The following is a 17,144-nucleotide window of genomic DNA, read 5'->3' as shown; positions in this document are numbered from 1 at the left end:
GGCTCAGCGACGGCCAGGAGGTCAACTACTACGACACCGACCCCCTCGACCCCGACTCCGACGACGGCGGCGTCCTCGACGGCGCCGAGGTCGCCAACGGCACCGACCCCAACAACGGCGCCGACGACTTCCCCGGCGACCCCGACAGCGACAACGACGGCCTCACCGACTCCGAGGAGACCGACGCCGGCACCCTGCCGAACGACCCCGACACCGACAACGACGGGCTCAGCGACGGCCAGGAGGTCAACTACTACGACACCGACCCCCTCGACCCCGACTCCGACGACGGCGGCGTCCTCGACGGCGCCGAGGTCGCCAACGGCACCGACCCCAACAACGGCGCCGACGACCTCGGCACCGGGGCGGTCGACTCCGACAACGACGGGCTGAGCGACGACGTCGAGGCCGAGCTGGGCACCGACCCGAACGACCGCGACAGCGACGACGACGGGCTCACCGACGGGGCCGAGGTGAACACCTACGGCACCAACCCGCTCGACCGTGACAGCGACGACGGTGGCGTGGACGACGGCACCGAGGTCGAGCGCGGCACCAACCCGCTCAACGGGGCCGACGACCTCGACAGCACCGAGGGCGCCGACAACGACGGCGACGGGCTCACCAACGGGCAGGAGGCCACGCTCGGCACCGACCCGGAGAACCCCGACACCGACGGTGACGGCATCCGCGACGGGGCCGAGCTGACGCCGACCACGCGCTACCCCGGCTGCAAGACGTCACCGCTGCGGGCCGACACCGACGGCGACGGCCTGCGCGACGGCGCCGAGCGGCGCGGCGTCACGGTGGGCCAGCAGGTGCAGCTGAAGTCCCGCAAGGCGCGGATCGGCAAGGTCTACCCGAACCCGTGCCGCAAGGACACCGACGGCGACGGCCTCAGCGACCGGGCCGAGACCCGGGGCAGCCGCATCAACCAGCGGGTCATCGTCAAGAACGGCACCTACGTGATCGGCCTGCGCCGCACCAACCCGGTGAAGGCCGACACCGACCAGGACGGCCTGCGCGACAAGGTCGAGATCACCGGCAGCGCGAACACCCGGTTCAAGCGCCGCAAGACCGACCCGACCAACTACGACACCGACCGCGGCAAGGTCGGTGACGGCCAGGAGATCAAGAAGAAGTCCGACCCGAGCAACGTGAGGTCGGCACCGGGCGGGGCCGGCTAGCAGGGGACGGCGGCCGGTCGTCGGAGGCCGGGGCGGTCACGGTTCGTCCGTGACCGTCCCGGCCCCGGCGCGTCCAGGCCCCGGCGCGTCCGGGGCTCGTCCCGGGGGCACGTCCTGGGGCGCTGTAACGTGCTGCGGCCCGCCACCGTCCGGAGGTCCCCGCCATGCCCGCGCCCGACGCCGTCCTGCGTGCCGAGCAGTCGCACCTCACCCGCTCCCGGGCGGCGCTGGCCCGCATGCGGCAGCGCGTCGATGCCCTCGACCCCGCCGCCGGCGGCGACCGGATCAGCCGCGAGGTGCTCGCCGGCACCCTCGAGGCCCGCCGTCAGGCGCTCGCCGACGACCCGCAGGTGCCGCTGTTCTTCGGGCGCCTCGACTACGACGTGACCGCCGAGCAGACGCCGGACGAGACCTTCCACGTCGGACGCCGTCACGTCAGCGACGAGGGCGGCGACCCGCTGGTGGTCGACTGGCGGGCGCCGGTGAGCCTGCCGTTCTACCGCGCGAGCCGGACCGAGCCGATGGGGCTGCGGCGACGTCGGCGCTACGGCTTCTCCGCGGGCGCGATGACCTCCTTCGAGGACGAGCGGCTCGCCGAGGGCGACGCGCTCGAGCACTCGGCGATCCTCGAGGCCGAGATCGAGCGGCCGCGCACCGGCCCGATGCGCGACATCGTCGCCACCATCCAGCCCGAGCAGGACGTCATCGTGCGTGCCGGGCTCGACCGCTCGGTGTGCGTGCAGGGCGCGCCGGGCACCGGCAAGACCGCCGTCGGACTGCACCGCGCGGCGTTCCTGCTCTACGCGTTCCGCAGGCAGCTGGCCCGAGGCGGCGTGCTCGTGGTCGGCCCGAACGCGTCGTTCCTGCGCTACATCGGCGACGTCCTGCCAGCGCTCGGCGAGCTAGACGCCAGGCAGACGACGCCGGTCGGGCTGTGCCTCGAGACGCTGACCGGCCGGCATCCGAAGGCGGCGGTGCGGGCCGACGACGACCCGGCGGCAGCCGTCCTCAAGGGCGACGCGCGGATGGCCGAGGTGCTGCGGCGCGCGGTGTGGGGTCACGTGACCGCGCCGACGGAGGGCCTGGTGGTGCCGCGCGGGTCGTCCCGGTGGCGGGTCTCGGTGCTCGAGGTCGAGGACCTGCTCGCCGAGCTGCGCGAGCGTGGCGTGCGCTACGGCGCGGCCCGCGCGATGCTGCCGCAGCGACTGGCCCACCTCGTGCTGCTGCAGATGGAGCGGCGCGGTGAGTCGCCCGACGACCGCGTGCAGGACGCCGTGGCCCGCTCCCGCCCGGTCAAGGCGTGCGTCGACGCGCTGTGGCCCGCCGTCGACCCGGCCCGGCTCGTGCTGCGCCTCACCTCCGACGCCGAGCTCCTCGCCGCCGCGGCCGACGGGCTGCTGAGCGCCGACGAGCAGGCGATGCTGCTGCGGCCGGGCCCGGCGCGCGCCCCCGGCACCGCGCGCTGGACGCCGGCCGACGTCGTCCTCGTCGACGAGGCGGCCGACCTGGTCGAGCGCGAGCCGTCGTGGGGCCACGTGGTCGTCGACGAGGCGCAGGACCTCTCGCCGATGATGCTGCGTGCCGTCGGACGCCGCGCCACCACCGGCTCGGTCACGGTGCTGGGAGACCTCGCCCAGGCCACCACGCCGTGGGGGGTGCGCGACTGGCGCGAGGCGCTGGCCCACCTCGGTCACCCCGACGCCGTCGTCGACGAGCTCACCCGGGGGTTCCGCGTCCCCGGCGAGGTCATCGAGCTGGCCGCGCGGCTGCTGCCGCATGTCGCTCCCGGCCTCGCGCCGCCGGTCTCGGTGCGCCGCACCCCCGGCGAGCTGGTGTTGCGCCGCGGGGTCGAGGCGCTGCCCGACGTCGTCCGCGAGGTCGTGGCGCGGCCCGGCTCGGTCGGCGTCATCGCACCGGACGCCCGGGTCGCCGAGGTCGTCGGCGCGCTGGCCGAGCACTCCCCCGCGGCGCTCGGCGGCGACCCCGGACCGGAGACCGACCCGCGCCTGCAGGTCGTGCCGGCCACCCTCGCGAAGGGCCTCGAGTTCGACCACGTCGTGCTGGTCGAGCCCGCCGCGCTGGTCGCCGCCGAGCCCGACCGGGCCACCGGGCTGCGCCGGCTCTACGTGTGCCTGACCCGCGCGGTCACCTCGCTCGTCGTGCTGCACGACGACGACCTGCCGGCCGAGCTGGCCGCTCCTGCCTAGGGTGCGGGGCGTGACGCGACGGCGTGCGGTCGAGGTGGCGGCGGTGCTGCTCGTGCTCGCCGTCCTCGGGGGCGCCGTCGCGGCCGGGCTGCAGGCGGCGCTCGGGCTGCGGGTCGAGGGCAAGGACGTGCCGGCCGAGCCGACCTCCGTCGCGCCGGAGCGCGCCTTCGCCCCGCCCCCACGCTGGACGACGCTCGACGTGCCGACCGGCGACGAGCGGCTCGACCTCGCCGCGGCCGAGCTGCGCCGCGCGAGCCGGTCCGCGGGCGCACCGCGCGGCACGGCGTCCCTGCGGGTGCGCCACGGCAACGCCGCCGACGGCGACGGCTACGCCGTCGCGCTGCGCGGCACCCGCCTCGACCTCACCGCCCCGAGCCGGGCGGGCGCCGTCCGCGGGGTCTACGAGCTGGCGCAGGCGGTCGGCGCCGGGCGTCCGCTCGCCGACCTGGCCGGCGAGCACCCGACGTCACGGCTGCCGTTCCGCATGGTCGACCTCGGCGCGGCGGGCGTGACGCCCGACCCCGACGAGTGGCGCGACGGCGACGACTACTCCCACCGCTCGGGCGCGTTCGACGACGTCGTCCTCGGCGGGCCGCCCTACGTCGACGACGCCGCCCTGGCCGACGCCTCGGCCTCGGTCGAGCGGTACGTCGAGCACGTGCTGGCCCAGGGCCACAACGCGATCACGGTGCCGGGGCTGCTCGAGTACGTCACCTTCGCCGACGTCCCCGGCGTCTACGAGGCGGACGACGAGCACGTGGCCCGGGCGCGGGCGATGCGGGCAGCGTTCGGTCCGGTCTGGCAGCGCGCCCACGACCTCGGGCTGCGCGTCTACCTGCGCTTCGACATGCTCGCGCTCACCCCGCCGCTGCGCGCCTACCTGGCCGACCGCTACGACCTCGACACCGAGGACCCGCGGCTGTGGGAGGTCTACGCCGCCGCCCTCGACGAGGTCTACCGCGAGATGCCCTACGTCGACGGCATCGTGGTGCGCGTCGGCGAGGCCGGCGACGTCTACGACACCCCCGGCCTCGACTACACCTCCGAGCTGGCCGTCACCACCGTGCCCGCCGTCCGCGCGATGCTCACCGCCTTCACCGACCAGGCCGAGCGCGCCGACCGCGAGGTCGTCTTCCGCACCTGGAGCGTCGGGGTCGGCGCGGTGGGCGACATGCACACGAACCGGGAGTCCTACGAGGCGGTGCTGGGCGGCCTCGACTCCGACCGCCTGGTCGTCAGCACCAAGTACTCCCTCGGCGACTTCTACCGCCACCTGCCCTACAACGACACCCTTGAGGTCGGCGAGCACCGCCGCATCGTCGAGCTGCAGAGCCGCCGCGAGTTCGAGGGCCAGGGCGCCCTGCCCGACGACCTCGGCGTGCTGCACCAGCAGGCGCTGCAGCGGTTCGTGGCCGCCAACCCGCGCGTCGAGGGCGTGTGGACCTGGACCCAGGACGGCGGTCCGTGGCGCGCCGGGCCGTTCTCGCTGCTGCTGACCACGGGGTTCTGGCAGCTCTACGACCTGAACAGCGAGGTGGCGGCACGGCTCGCGGTCGACCCCGACGCCGACGTCGCCGAGGCCACGGCCGACTGGGCGCGCCGGACCCTCTCCCGCGACCCGGCCACGGTGCGCGCGGTCGGCGAGGCACTGGCGCTCTCGCCGCAGGTGATCGGCGAGGGGCTCTACGTCGGGCCCTACGCCGACCGCCGCGTCTTCGCACTGGGCCTCGAGCCGCCGCCCATGATGTGGGTCTTCGAGTGGGACATCCTCACCGGCGACAGCGCCGTGCTCGACGTCGTCTACGCCGTCACCCGCGACAGCGCCGACGGCCGGGACGGCGTGGAGACCGCGATCCGCGAGGGGGACGACGCCCTGGCCGGCGCCGAGCGGATGCGCGCGCTGGTCGCCGGCACCGACCCGGCGTCCTGGCGCGACGCCGAGGTGCGCGAGCGGTTCGTCGCCGCCCTCGACTTCCAGGTCAGCCTGCTGCGGATGCTCGGCGCCTACCGCGCCATGGTGCTGCGGCACGCGCAGTGGCTCGACGGCGAGGGCTCGCGCGAGGCGTGGTCGCAGGCGCGCGAGGCGTTCGGGTCCGCGGCCGACGCGCACGAGCGGGCCTACGCCGGCGACCTCGCGCTGCCGGCCTGGAACCTCACCGCCGCCCGCCTCGGCCTCGAGCGCGCCGAGCGCGACCTGCCGATGGCGTGGGCCGCGCGGGGGCTGCTGGTCGTCGCACTCGGCTGGCTGCTGATCGGCGCCCTCGGTCGGGTGCCCGCCGCCCGCGTGCTGTGGCTGGCCGGCACCCGGCCGTGGCGGGCCGCCGAGGCGGTGCGCGACCTGCCCCGCGGGCAGCGGGCGCTGCTGGTGGCGGTGCCGCTCGGCCTGCTCGCCGCCAGCCGGCTGGTCTTCACCTGGTTCGCCGCCCCGGCCCACCTGCTGGCCGCGGGGCTCGGCTGGCTCGGCCTGGTCGCGGTGCTCGCGGTCGCCGTCCGGCTGCTGCGCGCCGACCCGTGGCCGGTGCTCGCGGCGGTCGGCGGCGCGGTGGTGCTGCGGGTGGTGCTGTTGCTCGTCGTCCTCGCCCCGCGCGGCCCGGGCGGCTACTGGTTCGCGTTCTGGACCTCGCCCGGACGCCGCTCCGCCTACGTCGCCGTGGCGTTCGTGGCCCTGGGCTGGGTGCTGGTCGCGGCGGCGTGGGCGCTGCGGCCCTCGGTGTCGCGACGCCGGGCGGCCGGGGCCGCGGTCGCCGCAGCCGGGGGCGCGGTCGTCGTCCCGGCCCTGCTGGTGGCGCTGGTCGGGCTCGAGCCGGCGCTCAGCGCCTGGAACGACCAGCTGGCGCTGCTGCCGTGGGGCCTGCACCGCATCCTCGGCCTCACGGTCTACCTCGGCGTCCCCGCCGGCGCCGCCTGGTGGGCGAGCGCGGCGGGGGCCGGGGTGATGCTGCTCGGCGTCGTTCTGACGGCGGCGCCGAGCCGCACCCGTCAGGCGGGGACGCGGTCCCGCCCGAGGCTGAAGTTCTCGGCGTAGTCCGCCTTCTCCTCCTCCTCCATCTTGTCCATGTAGGCGCCCGAGCCGCTCATGTAGAACATGTTGATGATGGGCTTGCCGGGGATGTTCGAGCCGTTGATCCACGAGTTCGTCACCGCGAACAGCGTCCCGGAGGCGCCCTCGTCGCACTCGGCGATCCACGCCTCCTCGGCGTCCGCCGTCGGCTCGATCGAGCCGAGGTCGTGCTCGCGCACGTGCTGGATCGTCCCGGCCACCCAGTTGACCTGCGCCTCGTGCAGCGGCGGCTGGTTGGTGAACGGGCCCATCGGGCCGTAGATCATGTAGAGGTTCGGGAAGTGGTGCGCCATCAGCCCGAGGTGGGTGCGCGGGCGGTGCTTCCAGTGGTCGTGCAGCGAGACGCCGTCCCGGCCGGTGTGCTGGATCTTGAGCTGGTTGCCCGAGACCGCGTCGAAGCCGGTGGCGAGGACGATGACGTCGAGCTCGTGCTCGGTGCCGTCCTCGGTGCGGATGCCCCGCTCGGTGATCTCGACGATCGGGTTGTGCTGCACGTCGACCAGCGAGACGTTCTCGCGGTTGTAGGTCTCGTAGTAGCCGTCGCAGCACAGCGGCCGCTTGGCGTACAGGTCGCTCGGGATGAGCAGGTTCGCGGTGACCGGGTCCTTGACCGTCTGCCGGATCTTGCGGGCGATGACCTCCGTGGCGGCGGCGTTGGTGACGCGGCTGACGGCCACGTCGTTGAAGGCCTGGAACATGTACTGGAAGCCGCCGCCGCGCTCGTACTGCTCCTCGAAGGCGCGGATGCGCTCGTCGTAGCTCACCTCCTCGCCGGCGACGTCGGACTCCTCGAATCCGAACGCCGTCACCGAGTAGAGGACGTCGTGCCAGTAGCCCTCGTAGTCGTTCTCGATGCGCTCGAGCAGGCCCGGCGCGATCGGGCGGTGCTTGCTCGGCACGACCCACTGCGGGGTGCGCTGGAAGACCGTCAGGGAGCCGACCTTGTCGCCGAGCTCGCTGATCACCTGGACGCCGGAGCTGCCGGTGCCGATGACGCCGACCCGCTTGCCGGACAGGTCGGGCTCGTCCTGGGGCCACCGCGCGGTGTGGTGGACCTCGCCGGCGAACCGGTCCATGCCCGCGAAGTGCGGCACCTTGGTGGCCGAGAGCAGCCCGACCGCCTCGACGAGGAACTGGGCGCGCCAGGTCTCGCCGCGGTCGGTGGTCACGACCCAGCGGCTGGCGTCGTCGTCCCACGTGGCCGTCTCGACCTGGGTGTCGAACTGCACGCTGCGGCGCAGGTCGTAGCGGTCGGCGACGTGCTTGAGGTACGACCAGATCTCCTGCTGGCGCGGGTAGCGCTCGCTCCACTTCCACTCGTGGAAGAGGTCCTTGTCGAAGGAGTAGCAGTAGGCGTTGACCTCGGTGTCCGAGCGCGCGCCCGGGTACTGGTTCCAGTACCAGGTGCCGCCCACGTCGGAGGCGTTCTCGAACGCCTGGACGCTCAGGCCGTCCACGTTGCGCAGCTTGTGGATGCTGTAGATGCCGGCGAAGCCGGTGCCGATGACGATGGCGTCGACCTCCCGCACGCCGTCGGCGCCGCCGTCCTGGCCGGCCTGGCCGGTCGTCTCGCTGACCTCGTCGACCTGATCGCTCATCGGCGCTGTCCCCTCTCCTCGTCGTGGGCCCCGTGACGGGGCAGACACATCGTTCGGAGGGCGGGCGGGGTCCGGTTGTCCCAATTCGGGACGCACCTGCGACGGCGGCCGGGACAGCGGCCCGGGCGTCGCACGCGCACGACGTCCGGCGGTCGAGCGGTGTTCCAAACTGATACACCGGCGGGTACGGGTCGCTCACCCTAAGGTGTAACCGACCTCACACGGACGGCTCCGCGACGCGGAGTGCGGGGGGCAACGTCGCGTGCGGGGTCAGGAATGAGGGTGTGACATGACGACCTCGATGAAGGTGGTGGACGCCGCTCGCGGGCATCTGCTCGCCGACGGCGTGGTGCCCGACCGGCTCGCCCGCCGCGTGCGCGGCGACGTGCTGCAGTCGTGGAAGCGATCGCTGATGTCGGGGGCCGAGCTGGCCAACCCGACCCTGACCTTCAAGGGCGAGCACCACGCCCGCGCCGCGCTGCGGCTCGCGGCCGACCCGGTGCTGACGCGCCTGGCCACCGAGCTGTCGGGCCTCGACGCCGGCGTCCTGCTGTGCGACCACGAGGCCGTCGTCGTGCGCCGGTGGGCCAGCGACGCCGGCATCCTGCCGATGATGGACCGGATCCACTCCGACGTCGGGTTCTGCATCAGCGAGGAGACGATCGGCACCAACGGCGTCGGCAGCGTCATCGAGTCGGGCCAGGCGATCCAGATCTCCGGGCCCGAGCACCTGGCCGAGGCGCTGCAGGGCTTCACCTGCGTCGGCGTGCCGGTGCACCACCCGATCACCCGGCGCCTCGAGGGCGTCATCACCATGAACTGCCGCGCCACCTCGGGCAACCCGCTGCTGACGCCGCTGATGACCAGCACCGCGCAGGAGGTCGAGAGCCGGCTGCTGGCCCAGGCCACCACCAGCGAGCGGCTGCTGCTCGACGAGTACCTCGTGGCCATCGGCTCGCGGCGCGCCCCGGTCGCCGCCGTCGGCCAGGACATCTTCATCGCCGGCCCCAAGGTCACCGACCTGCTCGAGGGCGTCGACCGCGCCGCGCTGTGGGAGTACGTGCGGGCGGTCGCGATGGGCGCCTCCGACGGTGCCGCGGCCCGGGGCGCCGGGGTCGCCGTCGAGTCGGAGCGGTTCCGCATCGCGCGGTGCAAGCCGGTCGAGCGCGACGGGCGCATCATCGGCGCGATCGTCGAGCTCGAGGTCGACCGCCCGGCGCCGACCACGAGCCGGCGTCCGGCGCCGACCGCCACGCCGAAGTCGACCTCACCGCTGCCCGGCAAGAGCGCCGCGCTGCTGAGCGTGGTCTCGCACGCCACGCGCCTGGCCGCCACCGGCGTCCCGGTGCTCATCGAGGGCGAGGCCGGGGTCGGCAAGCTGGCGCTGGCGCGCGCCGTCCTCGCCTCCACCGACGCCGCACCCGAGCGCACCGCCGTGGTCGACGCCGCCGCCGGCTGGATCGAGGACCCCTCGCGCTTCGTCTCGCTGCTGCGTCGCGAGCTCGAGCTCGAGCCGCAGGCGGTCGTGCTGCGTCACCTCGAGGCGCTGACGCCCGAGGCGGCCGCCGCCACCTCGGCGCTGCTGGAGTCGCTCGAGGAGCGGCCCGGCGCCCCGCGCGTCGTCGCCACGCTCACCACCAACGGCGTCCCGGCGGCCGGGCTGCGGCGTCTCATCGACACCGTCGGCGTCGGCCGGGTGACCCTGCCGCCGCTGCGCGACCGGGCCGAGGACGTCGCCCCCACCGCCATCGCGCTGCTCGAGCGCCACCGCGGCGGGCGGCCGCTGCACTTCGCCTCGGCCACGCTCCGCTGCCTGATGCGGGCGCCGTGGCCGGGCAACGTGCGGCAGATGGACGCGCTCGTGCGCGGCCTGGCCTCCACCGTGATCGGGCCGGTCATCGGTCCCGACGCGCTGCCGCTCGACCTGCAGGGCAACGCCCGCAAGCGCGACCTGTCGGCCATCGAGGAGCTCGAGCTCGGCGCCATCCTCAGCGCGCTGCGCCAGCACAACGGCAACAAGGTCGCCGCCGCGGCCGCCATCGGCATCTCGCGCTCGACGCTCTACCGCAAGCTGCAGGCCTACCGGCTCGACCCTGACAAGCAGTACTTCTAGGCCGTCGCCGTGGCCGAGCGCAGGTCGTTGGACGCCGCTCGCGAGCACCTGCTCGCCGACGGCGTCATCCCGCGCCACCTCGAGCGCCAGGTGCGCCCGCAGGTGCTGCAGTCGTGGAAGCGTTCGCTGCGCAGCGGCGCCCAGCTGGCCAACCCCGCCCTGACGTTCAAGGGCGAGCACCACGCCCGCGCCGCGCTGCGGCTGGCCGCCGACCCGGTGCTCTCGCGCCTGGCCGAGCAGCTCGCCGGGCTCGAGGCCGGCATCCTGCTCGCCGACCACGAGGCCACGCTCGTGCACCGCTGGATGCCCGACCGGTCGGTCGTGCCGATGTTCGACCGCATCAACGCCAACGCCGGCTTCGACAACAGCGAGGAGTCGATCGGCACCAACGGCTGCGGCAGCGTCATCGAGACCGGCGTCTCGATCCAGGTCAGCGGTCCCGAGCACCTCGCCGACGCGCTGCGGCCGTTCACCTGCGTCGGGGTGCCGGTGCACCACCCGATCACGCGCCGGCTCGAGGCGGTGGTGACGCTGTCGTGCCGCGCGACGTCGGGCAACCCGCTGCTGACGCCGCTGATGACCAGCACCGCGCAGGAGGTCGAGAGCCGACTGCTCGCGCAGGCGACCACGAGCGAGCGGCAGCTGCTCGACGCCTACCTGGTCGCGATCGGCTCGCGGCGCGCGCCGACGGCCGCGATCGGCCAGGACATCTTCATCGCCGGCCCGAAGGTCACCGACCTGCTCGAGGGCGTCGACCGGGCCCTGCTGTGGGAGCACGTGCGCGGCGTCGCGCTGGGGTCGGTCTCCGACCTCGGCGCGCTGGGCCAGCTGACCGAGGGACGGTTCCGCATCGTGCGGTGCCAGCCGGTCGATCGCGACGGCACCGTGATCGGCGCGCTCGTGGAGTTCGAGGTCGCCCGGGCCGAGCGCGAGCCGCGCGGGCTCGACGTGGGCCCGCTCCCCCGGCCGACCGTCTCGCTGCCGGGCCAGAGCCCGGCCGTGGTGACCGCCATCGCGCACGCCACCCGGCTCGCGGCCCGCGGCGTCCCGATGCTCATCGACGGCGAGCCCGGCGTCGGCAAGTTCGCCCTCGCCCGGGCCGTGCTGGCCGCGGCGCAGGTCGCGGACGACGACGTCGTGGTCATCGACGCCGCCGAGGGCTGGACCGACGGCACGCCGCCGTTCGTGTCTCGCCTGCGGGCGGCGCTGGCCGGCGAGCCGGGCGCGCTGCTGCTGCGCCACCTCGAGCAGCTGTCGTCGGAGTCGGCCGCCGCGGCGGCCAGCCTGCTCGAGACCGACGACGCCGCCGCCCCGGCCCCGCGCATCGTCGCCACCCTCACCACCACCGCGGCCGCCCGTGACGACGACGCCGGCTTCGCGCTGCGCCGGCTGGTCGACACCGTCGGCGTCGGCCGGGTCACCGTGCCACCGCTGCGCGACCGGCAGGAGGACATCGGCCCGACGGCGGCCGCCCTGCTCGACAAGCACCGCGGCGAGCGGCCGCTGCGGTTCTCCTCCGCCGCCCTGCGCTGCCTGATGCGGGCGCCGTGGCCGGGCAACCTGCGCCAGCTCGAGGCCACGATCCGCGGCGTCGTCTCGACCTGCATCGGCCCCGAGATCGGCGCCGACGCGCTACCGGTCGAGCTGCAGGGCAGCTCGCGCCGCCGCGAGCTGACCGCGATCGAGGAGCTCGAGCTCGGCGCCATCCTCACCGCCCTGCGCCAGCACGACGGCAACAAGGTCGCGGCCGCGCAGGCCATCGGCATCTCGCGCTCCACGCTCTACCGCAAGCTGCAGGCCTACCGCCTCGACCCGGACACCCAGTACTTCTGAGCCCCACGGACCCTGAGCCCGTCGAAGGGCCCGTCGAGGGGCCCGACCCCAACGGACCCTGAGCTTGTCGAGGGGCCCGTACGTACACGGACGTGCCAAGGTGGCCGACTCCCCGCGCCACGCCCCGCCACGAGTGGGTTCGGGCTGCCGGCAGCGCAGCTATGCACGTCCGTCTACGACGGATCGACCGATGGCGCTACGGGGTGATGCCGCCCGCGCAGGACGCGAACGGCTCGGGGGCGGTCTCGCCGGCGCTGAACTCGCTGAGGAACAGCGGCAGCCGCGGGTCGTCGGCGCCGGTGAGCGCCAGCTGCCGCTCCCAGACCGTCACCACGACCGGCGCGGGCAGGCCCTCGTAGGGCGACATGATCCCGTTCTCGGGCAGCACGGAGGCGAGGGCGTCGACGTCCTCGGCGGGCAGGTCGGGGGCGTAGGTGATCCACACCGTGCCGTGCTCGAGGTCGTGCACGGCGTTCTCGTCGCGCACGGGCTCGTCGTAGACGCCGCAGTCGAGCCAGGCCGGGTCGTGCTCGCCACCGGCCGGCGGGGTCGAGGAGTACTCGACGTCGTCGGTGACGTGGTCGGTCTTCAGGTCTCGGAAGGTGCGGACGTCGTCCAGCGTCGGCTCGGCCTCCTCGGTCGCGCCGGTGCTGCCGGTGCCCTCGGTGGACGACGACGTCGGCCCGCCGTCGGTGCCCGCCTCGTCCTCGTCGTCACCCGTCAGCAGCAGCGGGACCGTGATCGCGAGCGCGACGACGACCACCGCCGCCACGACGGCCACGACCACACGCCCGCGGCCGGCGCGGCGCGGCGGCGGTCCGGGCGGCGGGCCCCACCCGGGCTGCTGGCCCCACCCGGACGGCGGGCCCGGCGGCGGACCGGGCGGCGGGCTCCAACCGGGTGGCGGACCGGCCGGCGGGGGCTGGGGAGGGCCGACGCTCATGGCGCCCAGGGTAGGTGGCCGGCGGGTGCCACCGTCCGCGCCGACCACGGAACGCCCCGAAATCGAAACAACCCCGCACGCGTGGTCGCGGTGCAGGGTTGAGCGCGCCGTCGGCGCCAGGGGGTCGGCCCCCTACGAGTCACTCGTCACCTCGATGTGGTGATGACTCACCCCGACGCGGTGTCTTCGGACAGCGACAAGCGTGCCCGACGCGCCGCCGCCGATCCATGCCCCGGTCGGGTCAACTGCGATGGCCCGACCGGGCCAGCCCTCCGGGGTGAGCCGCGGGCGGTCCGACCCGCTCAGGACGGCGGCGTCCGACTACGGCGCCGTCCGGGCCCACGGGTCCTCGGCCCGCCACACGGCGGGCAGGTGCAGGCGGACGCCGTCACGACGGGCCTCCTCGTCGAGCACCCGGACCGTGTGGTCCAGGTCGTCGCCGGCGAGGGGAAGGGCGCGCAGCGGCTGGTCGAGCGGCCGGAAGAAGTCGTCCCAGTGGGTCAGCACGACACGGCGGGCGCCCACGGCCCGCACGGTGTGGTGCCAGTAGTCACGCAGGTAGCCGTCCGGGTGGACGCCGAGCTGCCCCACACCGAGGTAGACCACGTCGGCTCGTCGCCCGTCGAGGGCGCCGGGCACGAAGCCGGCACTCCCCTGGACCAGGACGGTCCGGCCAGACGCGTGCTCGACCAGGATCGACCACGCCTCGCCGCACCGATACGCGCGCGCCCGGGCCGGCGGCACGACGGGTGTCGCGATGGCGCCCGGGAACCGGTCGGGAGGGCAGTGGTCGGAGACGACGTGCGTGACGGTGAACGCCCCGAACCGCGCGGCCGCGCCGGGCTGCACGACGTGGATGCGGTGCGGGTCGAGACCGCCCCCGCGACCGACGTTCGCCGTCGACTCCCCGCCGACGAGCACGGCACCCGTGCGCCGGGCGACGACGGCGGCGTCGAGCGCGTGGTCGAAGTGGGAGTGCACCGGGAGCACCGCCTTGAGCTGCCGCGCCGTCGGTCCGAACCCGAGTCGCGTGAGCGCGGCGTCGATCCGCTGCGGGTCCGGCGAGATCCTGGTCGCGAGGACCCTCGCCAGCGAGGGACGGGAGAAGTAGCCGTCGAACAGGATCGCCGAGCGCCCGTCGTCCAGCAGCAGCGTCGAGACGCCGAGGAAGGTCACCGCGAGGTCGGCGTCCTCGCCGGCGGGTGGGACGTCGAAGCGGTCGGCGTGCCGGCCGAGGTCAGGGCGACCGAGCCGGAGCCTCATCCGACGTCCTGCGCGGCGGCGCGGCCCGCGGTGCGCCCGGAGAAGAGGCAGCCGCCGAGGAACGTGCCCTCGAGCGCGTTGTAGCCCATCATCCCGCCGCCGCCGAAGCCGTTGACCTCGCCGGCGGCGTACAGGCCGGGGAACGGCGAGCCGTCGCCGGTGAGGCACCGGCCGGACAGGTCGGTCTCGAGCCCGCCGAGGGTCTTGCGGGACAGGATGTTGAGGCGGACGGCGATCAGCGGCCCGGCCTTGGGGTCGAGCATCTTGTGCGGACCGGCCACGCGGACGAGCTTGTCGCCGCGGTAGCGGCGGGCGCCTCGGATGGCGGTGACCTGGGCGTCCTTGGTGAAGTCGTTGTCGATCTCGCGGTCGCGCGCCTCGATCAGCCCCCGCAGGGCGCCGACCTCGACAGCGGGCACGCCGTCGTCCGCGACCCGGTTCATGCCGGCGACCAGCTCGTCGAGGGTGTCGGCGACGACGAAGTCCTCGCCGTGCTGCTTGAAGGCCTCGACCGGTGCGGGGGCACCGGGCTTGACCCGGGAGAGGACGAGCCTGATGTCCTTGCCGGTCAGGTCGGGGTTCTGCTCCGACCCCGAGAGCGCGAACTCCTTCTCGATGATCTTCTGGGTCAGGACGAACCACGAGTAGTCGTACCCGGTCGCGCGCAGGTGCTTGAGGGTGCCGAGGGTGTCGAAGCCGGGGAACAGCGGCGCCGGCAGCCGGTGGCCGGCGGCGTCGAGCCACAGCGACGACGGGCCGGGCAGGATGCGGATGCCGTGGTTGTCCCAGATCGGGTCCCAGTTGCGGATGCCCTCGACGTAGTGCCACATCCGGTCGGGGTTGATCACGGTCGCGCCGGCGTCCTGGGTGATCGTCAGCATCCGGCCGTCGACGTGCGCCGGCACGCCGGAGACCATGCGCGCGGGCGGCGTGCCCAGCCGCGCGGGCCACGCCTTGCGCACCAGGTCGTGGTTGCCGCCGATGCCGCCCGAGCTGACCACGACGGCCTGGCCGCGCAGCTCGAAGTCGCCGACCCCGACCCGGCTGCTCGGCGCACCGCGCACCGCCGTCGTGGGCTCGAGCAGGGTGCCCCGGACGCCGACCGCGGCGCCGTCCTCGACGACCAGCCCGTCGACCTGGTGGCGGAGCGCGAACCGGATGCGGCCCGCGTCGACGTGCTCTCGCACGCGACGCTCGAACGGCGCCACCACGCCCGGCCCGGTGCCCCAGGTGAGGTGGAACCGCGGCACCGAGTTGCCGTGACCGTCGGCCCGGCCGTCGCCGCGCTCGGCCCAGCCCACGACCGGGAACAGCCGGTGGCCCATCTGGCGCAGCCAGGCGCGCTTCTCCCCCGCCGCGAAGTCGAGGTAGGCCTCCGCCCACTCCCGGGGCCAGCGGTCCTCCTCACGGTCGAACTGCGCGCTGCCGAACCAGTCCTGCCGGGCCAGCTCGGCCGAGTCCTTGATCCCCATCCGGCGCTGCTCGGGGCTGTCGACCATGAACAGCCCGCCGAGGCTCCAGAACGCCTGGCCGCCGAGGTTCTGCTCGCCCTCCTGGTCGACCAGCACCACGGTGCGGCCCGCGTCGGCCACCTCGGCGGCCGCGACCAGCCCCGCGAGTCCCGCCCCCACCACGATCACGTCTGCATCCATGAGCCCAGCGTCGAGGCACCCGTCCGACCTGACAAGCAGACGTGGCACGACAGCGGGGGTCCGTCATCACCGGGTGACAACATGACGCCATGGGACAGCCCGACCGCGCGGCGACGCTCCGTCGACTGCAGGACGACGAGCGCGTCGCGGCGCGCGTGATGGCGAGGGTCGAGGCGCAGATCCCGGCCTACGCCAACCTGACCGCGACGCAGCGGCAGGAGACCCACGCCATCGCCCGGTGGGCCGTGCGGCGGCTGGTCGAGATGTGGGTCGACGAGACGGGCCTCAGCGAGGCCGACCGACGTCGCTTCCACGGCATCGGCGTCGCCCGGGCCACCGACGGGCGGCCGTTGCTGGCGGTGCTGCGGGCCTACCGGGTCGCCGCCGTCGAGACGGCGGACCTGATCGTCGAGGCCGCCGGCGAGGCCCTGTCCGTCGACGACGTGGTGGCCCTCAACCGCACGCTCCTCACCGGGGTGGAGGACCTCTCGGAGGCGCTCTTCGCCGGCTACACCGTCACCGCCGACCGGCTCGCCGACGACCGCGGGCGGTCGATGTCGGCCCTCACCCACGACCTCCTCTCCGGGCGCCACGTCTCCCGCGACGCGCTGCGTGACCGTTCAGGCCAGCTGGGCGTCGTCGTCCCCGAGCAGCTGTCGGTGCTCGTCGCGGCCCCCGCGCGGCCGGCGGGGCCGCTCACCGAGGGCGAGGTCGCGGACTTCGCCGCGGTCGTCGGCGACGTGCCCGGCCCCGACCCTGACGGCCGGGTCGTCATGCACGCGCGGCGCGACGGCGCCGCCGTCGTCCTGACGCCCTCGACTCCGCACGTCGCCGACGACCTCCGCTTCCGCGCCTGGCGCGGGTGCGCCGTCGTCGCGACCGGCACCGACCAGGTGCCGCGGGCCTACCGGCTGGCCCTCAACGCCGTCCGCACGGCCCCCGCCGAGGCCACGGCCGCCCGTGACGTGCTCGGGCTCGCCGACGCCCTCTACCTCGCCCTGCTGGTCGGCGACCCGCCCGCGTCCGCGGCCGAGCTGGCCGCGGCCACCCTCGGCCCGCTGCTGCAGCCGCGCCACGCGCACCTGCTCGAGGGCCTGCGCGCCTACCTGGCCCACGGCTCGGCCACCGAGGCCGCCGCCGCTCTCGGCCTCCACCCCCAGACGATGCGCCACCGCCTGCGGCGCGCCGCCCAGGTCTCGGGACGCAGCACCACCTCGGCCTGGGACACCCTCCTGGTCCACACCTCCCTGATGGCGCTCGAGACGACTCCGGGACGGTGAGGCCGGC

Annotated in this window: 10 protein-coding genes; 6 read left to right on the top strand and 4 right to left on the bottom strand. The window is 74.8% G+C overall.

Going from position 1 to position 17,144, the window contains the following annotated elements; all coding sequences use genetic code 11:
* The 3 genes from ABEA04_RS05340 to ABEA04_RS05330 all read left to right on the top strand — a co-directional run.
* On the top strand, positions 1–1,187 hold a 1,187-nt coding region (locus ABEA04_RS05340), incomplete at its 5' end, for a hypothetical protein (protein WP_425576982.1).
* A gap of 164 nt (positions 1,188–1,351) precedes the next feature.
* Positions 1,352–3,394, top strand: coding sequence for a HelD family protein (locus ABEA04_RS05335; RefSeq protein WP_345455275.1), 2,043 nt, complete (start codon positions 1,352–1,354; stop codon positions 3,392–3,394).
* 10 nt (positions 3,395–3,404) lie between these two features.
* Positions 3,405–6,419: a hypothetical protein gene (locus ABEA04_RS05330; RefSeq protein ID WP_345455273.1), complete on the top strand. Its 3,015-nt coding sequence runs from the start codon at positions 3,405–3,407 to the stop codon at positions 6,417–6,419.
* On the opposite strand, the gene ABEA04_RS05325 is transcribed toward ABEA04_RS05330, so the two are convergent.
* The gene (locus ABEA04_RS05325) at positions 6,374–8,053 is read right to left on the bottom strand and encodes a flavin-containing monooxygenase (RefSeq protein ID WP_345455271.1); all 1,680 of its coding nucleotides are present in this window, start codon (positions 8,051–8,053) and stop codon (positions 6,374–6,376) included. The two genes, ABEA04_RS05330 and ABEA04_RS05325, sit on opposite strands and share 46 nt — an antisense overlap.
* A gap of 289 nt (positions 8,054–8,342) precedes the next feature.
* Here ABEA04_RS05325 and ABEA04_RS05320 point away from each other — a divergent pair, with 289 nt between their 5' ends.
* Together ABEA04_RS05320 and ABEA04_RS05315 are read left to right on the top strand one after the other, a co-directional pair.
* Entirely contained in the window at positions 8,343–10,166 is a 1,824-nt protein-coding gene (locus ABEA04_RS05320) for a sigma-54-dependent Fis family transcriptional regulator (protein ID WP_345455270.1), read from the top strand.
* A 9-nt stretch (positions 10,167–10,175) separates the two neighbouring features.
* On the top strand, positions 10,176–11,999 hold the full coding sequence (locus ABEA04_RS05315; RefSeq protein WP_345455269.1) for a sigma-54-dependent Fis family transcriptional regulator: 1,824 nt from the start codon (positions 10,176–10,178) through the stop codon (positions 11,997–11,999).
* Between the two features lie 196 nt (positions 12,000–12,195).
* Here the strand turns inward: ABEA04_RS05315 and ABEA04_RS05310 are convergent, their stop codons facing one another.
* The 3 genes from ABEA04_RS05310 to ABEA04_RS05300 form a co-directional block, all read right to left on the bottom strand.
* On the bottom strand, positions 12,196–12,942 hold the full coding sequence (locus tag ABEA04_RS05310; protein ID WP_345455268.1) for a thioredoxin-like domain-containing protein: 747 nt from the start codon (positions 12,940–12,942) through the stop codon (positions 12,196–12,198).
* A gap of 321 nt (positions 12,943–13,263) precedes the next feature.
* A complete protein-coding gene (locus ABEA04_RS05305) occupies positions 13,264–14,205 on the bottom strand; it encodes an MBL fold metallo-hydrolase (protein WP_345455267.1) in 942 nt (313 codons plus the stop codon).
* Positions 14,202–15,857 (bottom strand): FAD-binding dehydrogenase, encoded by a 1,656-nt coding sequence (locus tag ABEA04_RS05300; RefSeq protein ID WP_345455265.1) that lies wholly within the window; start codon positions 15,855–15,857, stop codon positions 14,202–14,204. The genes ABEA04_RS05305 and ABEA04_RS05300 overlap by 4 nt, the downstream gene beginning before the upstream one ends.
* A gap of 89 nt (positions 15,858–15,946) precedes the next feature.
* Between ABEA04_RS05300 and ABEA04_RS05295 the strand changes: the two genes are divergently transcribed.
* Positions 15,947–17,137, top strand: a complete 1,191-nt coding sequence (locus tag ABEA04_RS05295; RefSeq protein WP_345455263.1) for a PucR family transcriptional regulator — start codon at positions 15,947–15,949, stop codon at positions 17,135–17,137.
* Positions 17,138–17,144 lie beyond the last annotated feature (7 nt).

The organism is Nocardioides marinquilinus (assembly GCF_039543705.1).
In the GTDB taxonomy this organism is placed as follows: domain Bacteria; phylum Actinomycetota; class Actinomycetes; order Propionibacteriales; family Nocardioidaceae; genus Nocardioides; species Nocardioides marinquilinus.
This window is presented reverse-complemented; position numbering and strand designations above follow the sequence as displayed.

What these genes read in the sequence shown, in the direction of transcription:
- ABEA04_RS05335 (WP_345455275.1), top strand. Translation starts at nt 1,352, where the DNA reads ATGCCCGCGCCCGACGCCGTCCTGCGTGCCGAGCAGTCGCACCTCACC.
- ABEA04_RS05325 (WP_345455271.1), bottom strand. Translation starts at nt 8,053, where the DNA reads ATGAGCGATCAGGTCGACGAGGTCAGCGAGACGACCGGCCAGGCCGGC.
- ABEA04_RS05320 (WP_345455270.1), top strand. Translation starts at nt 8,343, where the DNA reads ATGACGACCTCGATGAAGGTGGTGGACGCCGCTCGCGGGCATCTGCTC.
- ABEA04_RS05310 (WP_345455268.1), bottom strand. Translation starts at nt 12,942, where the DNA reads ATGAGCGTCGGCCCTCCCCAGCCCCCGCCGGCCGGTCCGCCACCCGGT.
- ABEA04_RS05305 (WP_345455267.1), bottom strand. Translation starts at nt 14,205, where the DNA reads ATGAGGCTCCGGCTCGGTCGCCCTGACCTCGGCCGGCACGCCGACCGC.
- ABEA04_RS05300 (WP_345455265.1), bottom strand. Translation starts at nt 15,857, where the DNA reads ATGGATGCAGACGTGATCGTGGTGGGGGCGGGACTCGCGGGGCTGGTC.
- ABEA04_RS05295 (WP_345455263.1), top strand. Translation starts at nt 15,947, where the DNA reads ATGGGACAGCCCGACCGCGCGGCGACGCTCCGTCGACTGCAGGACGAC.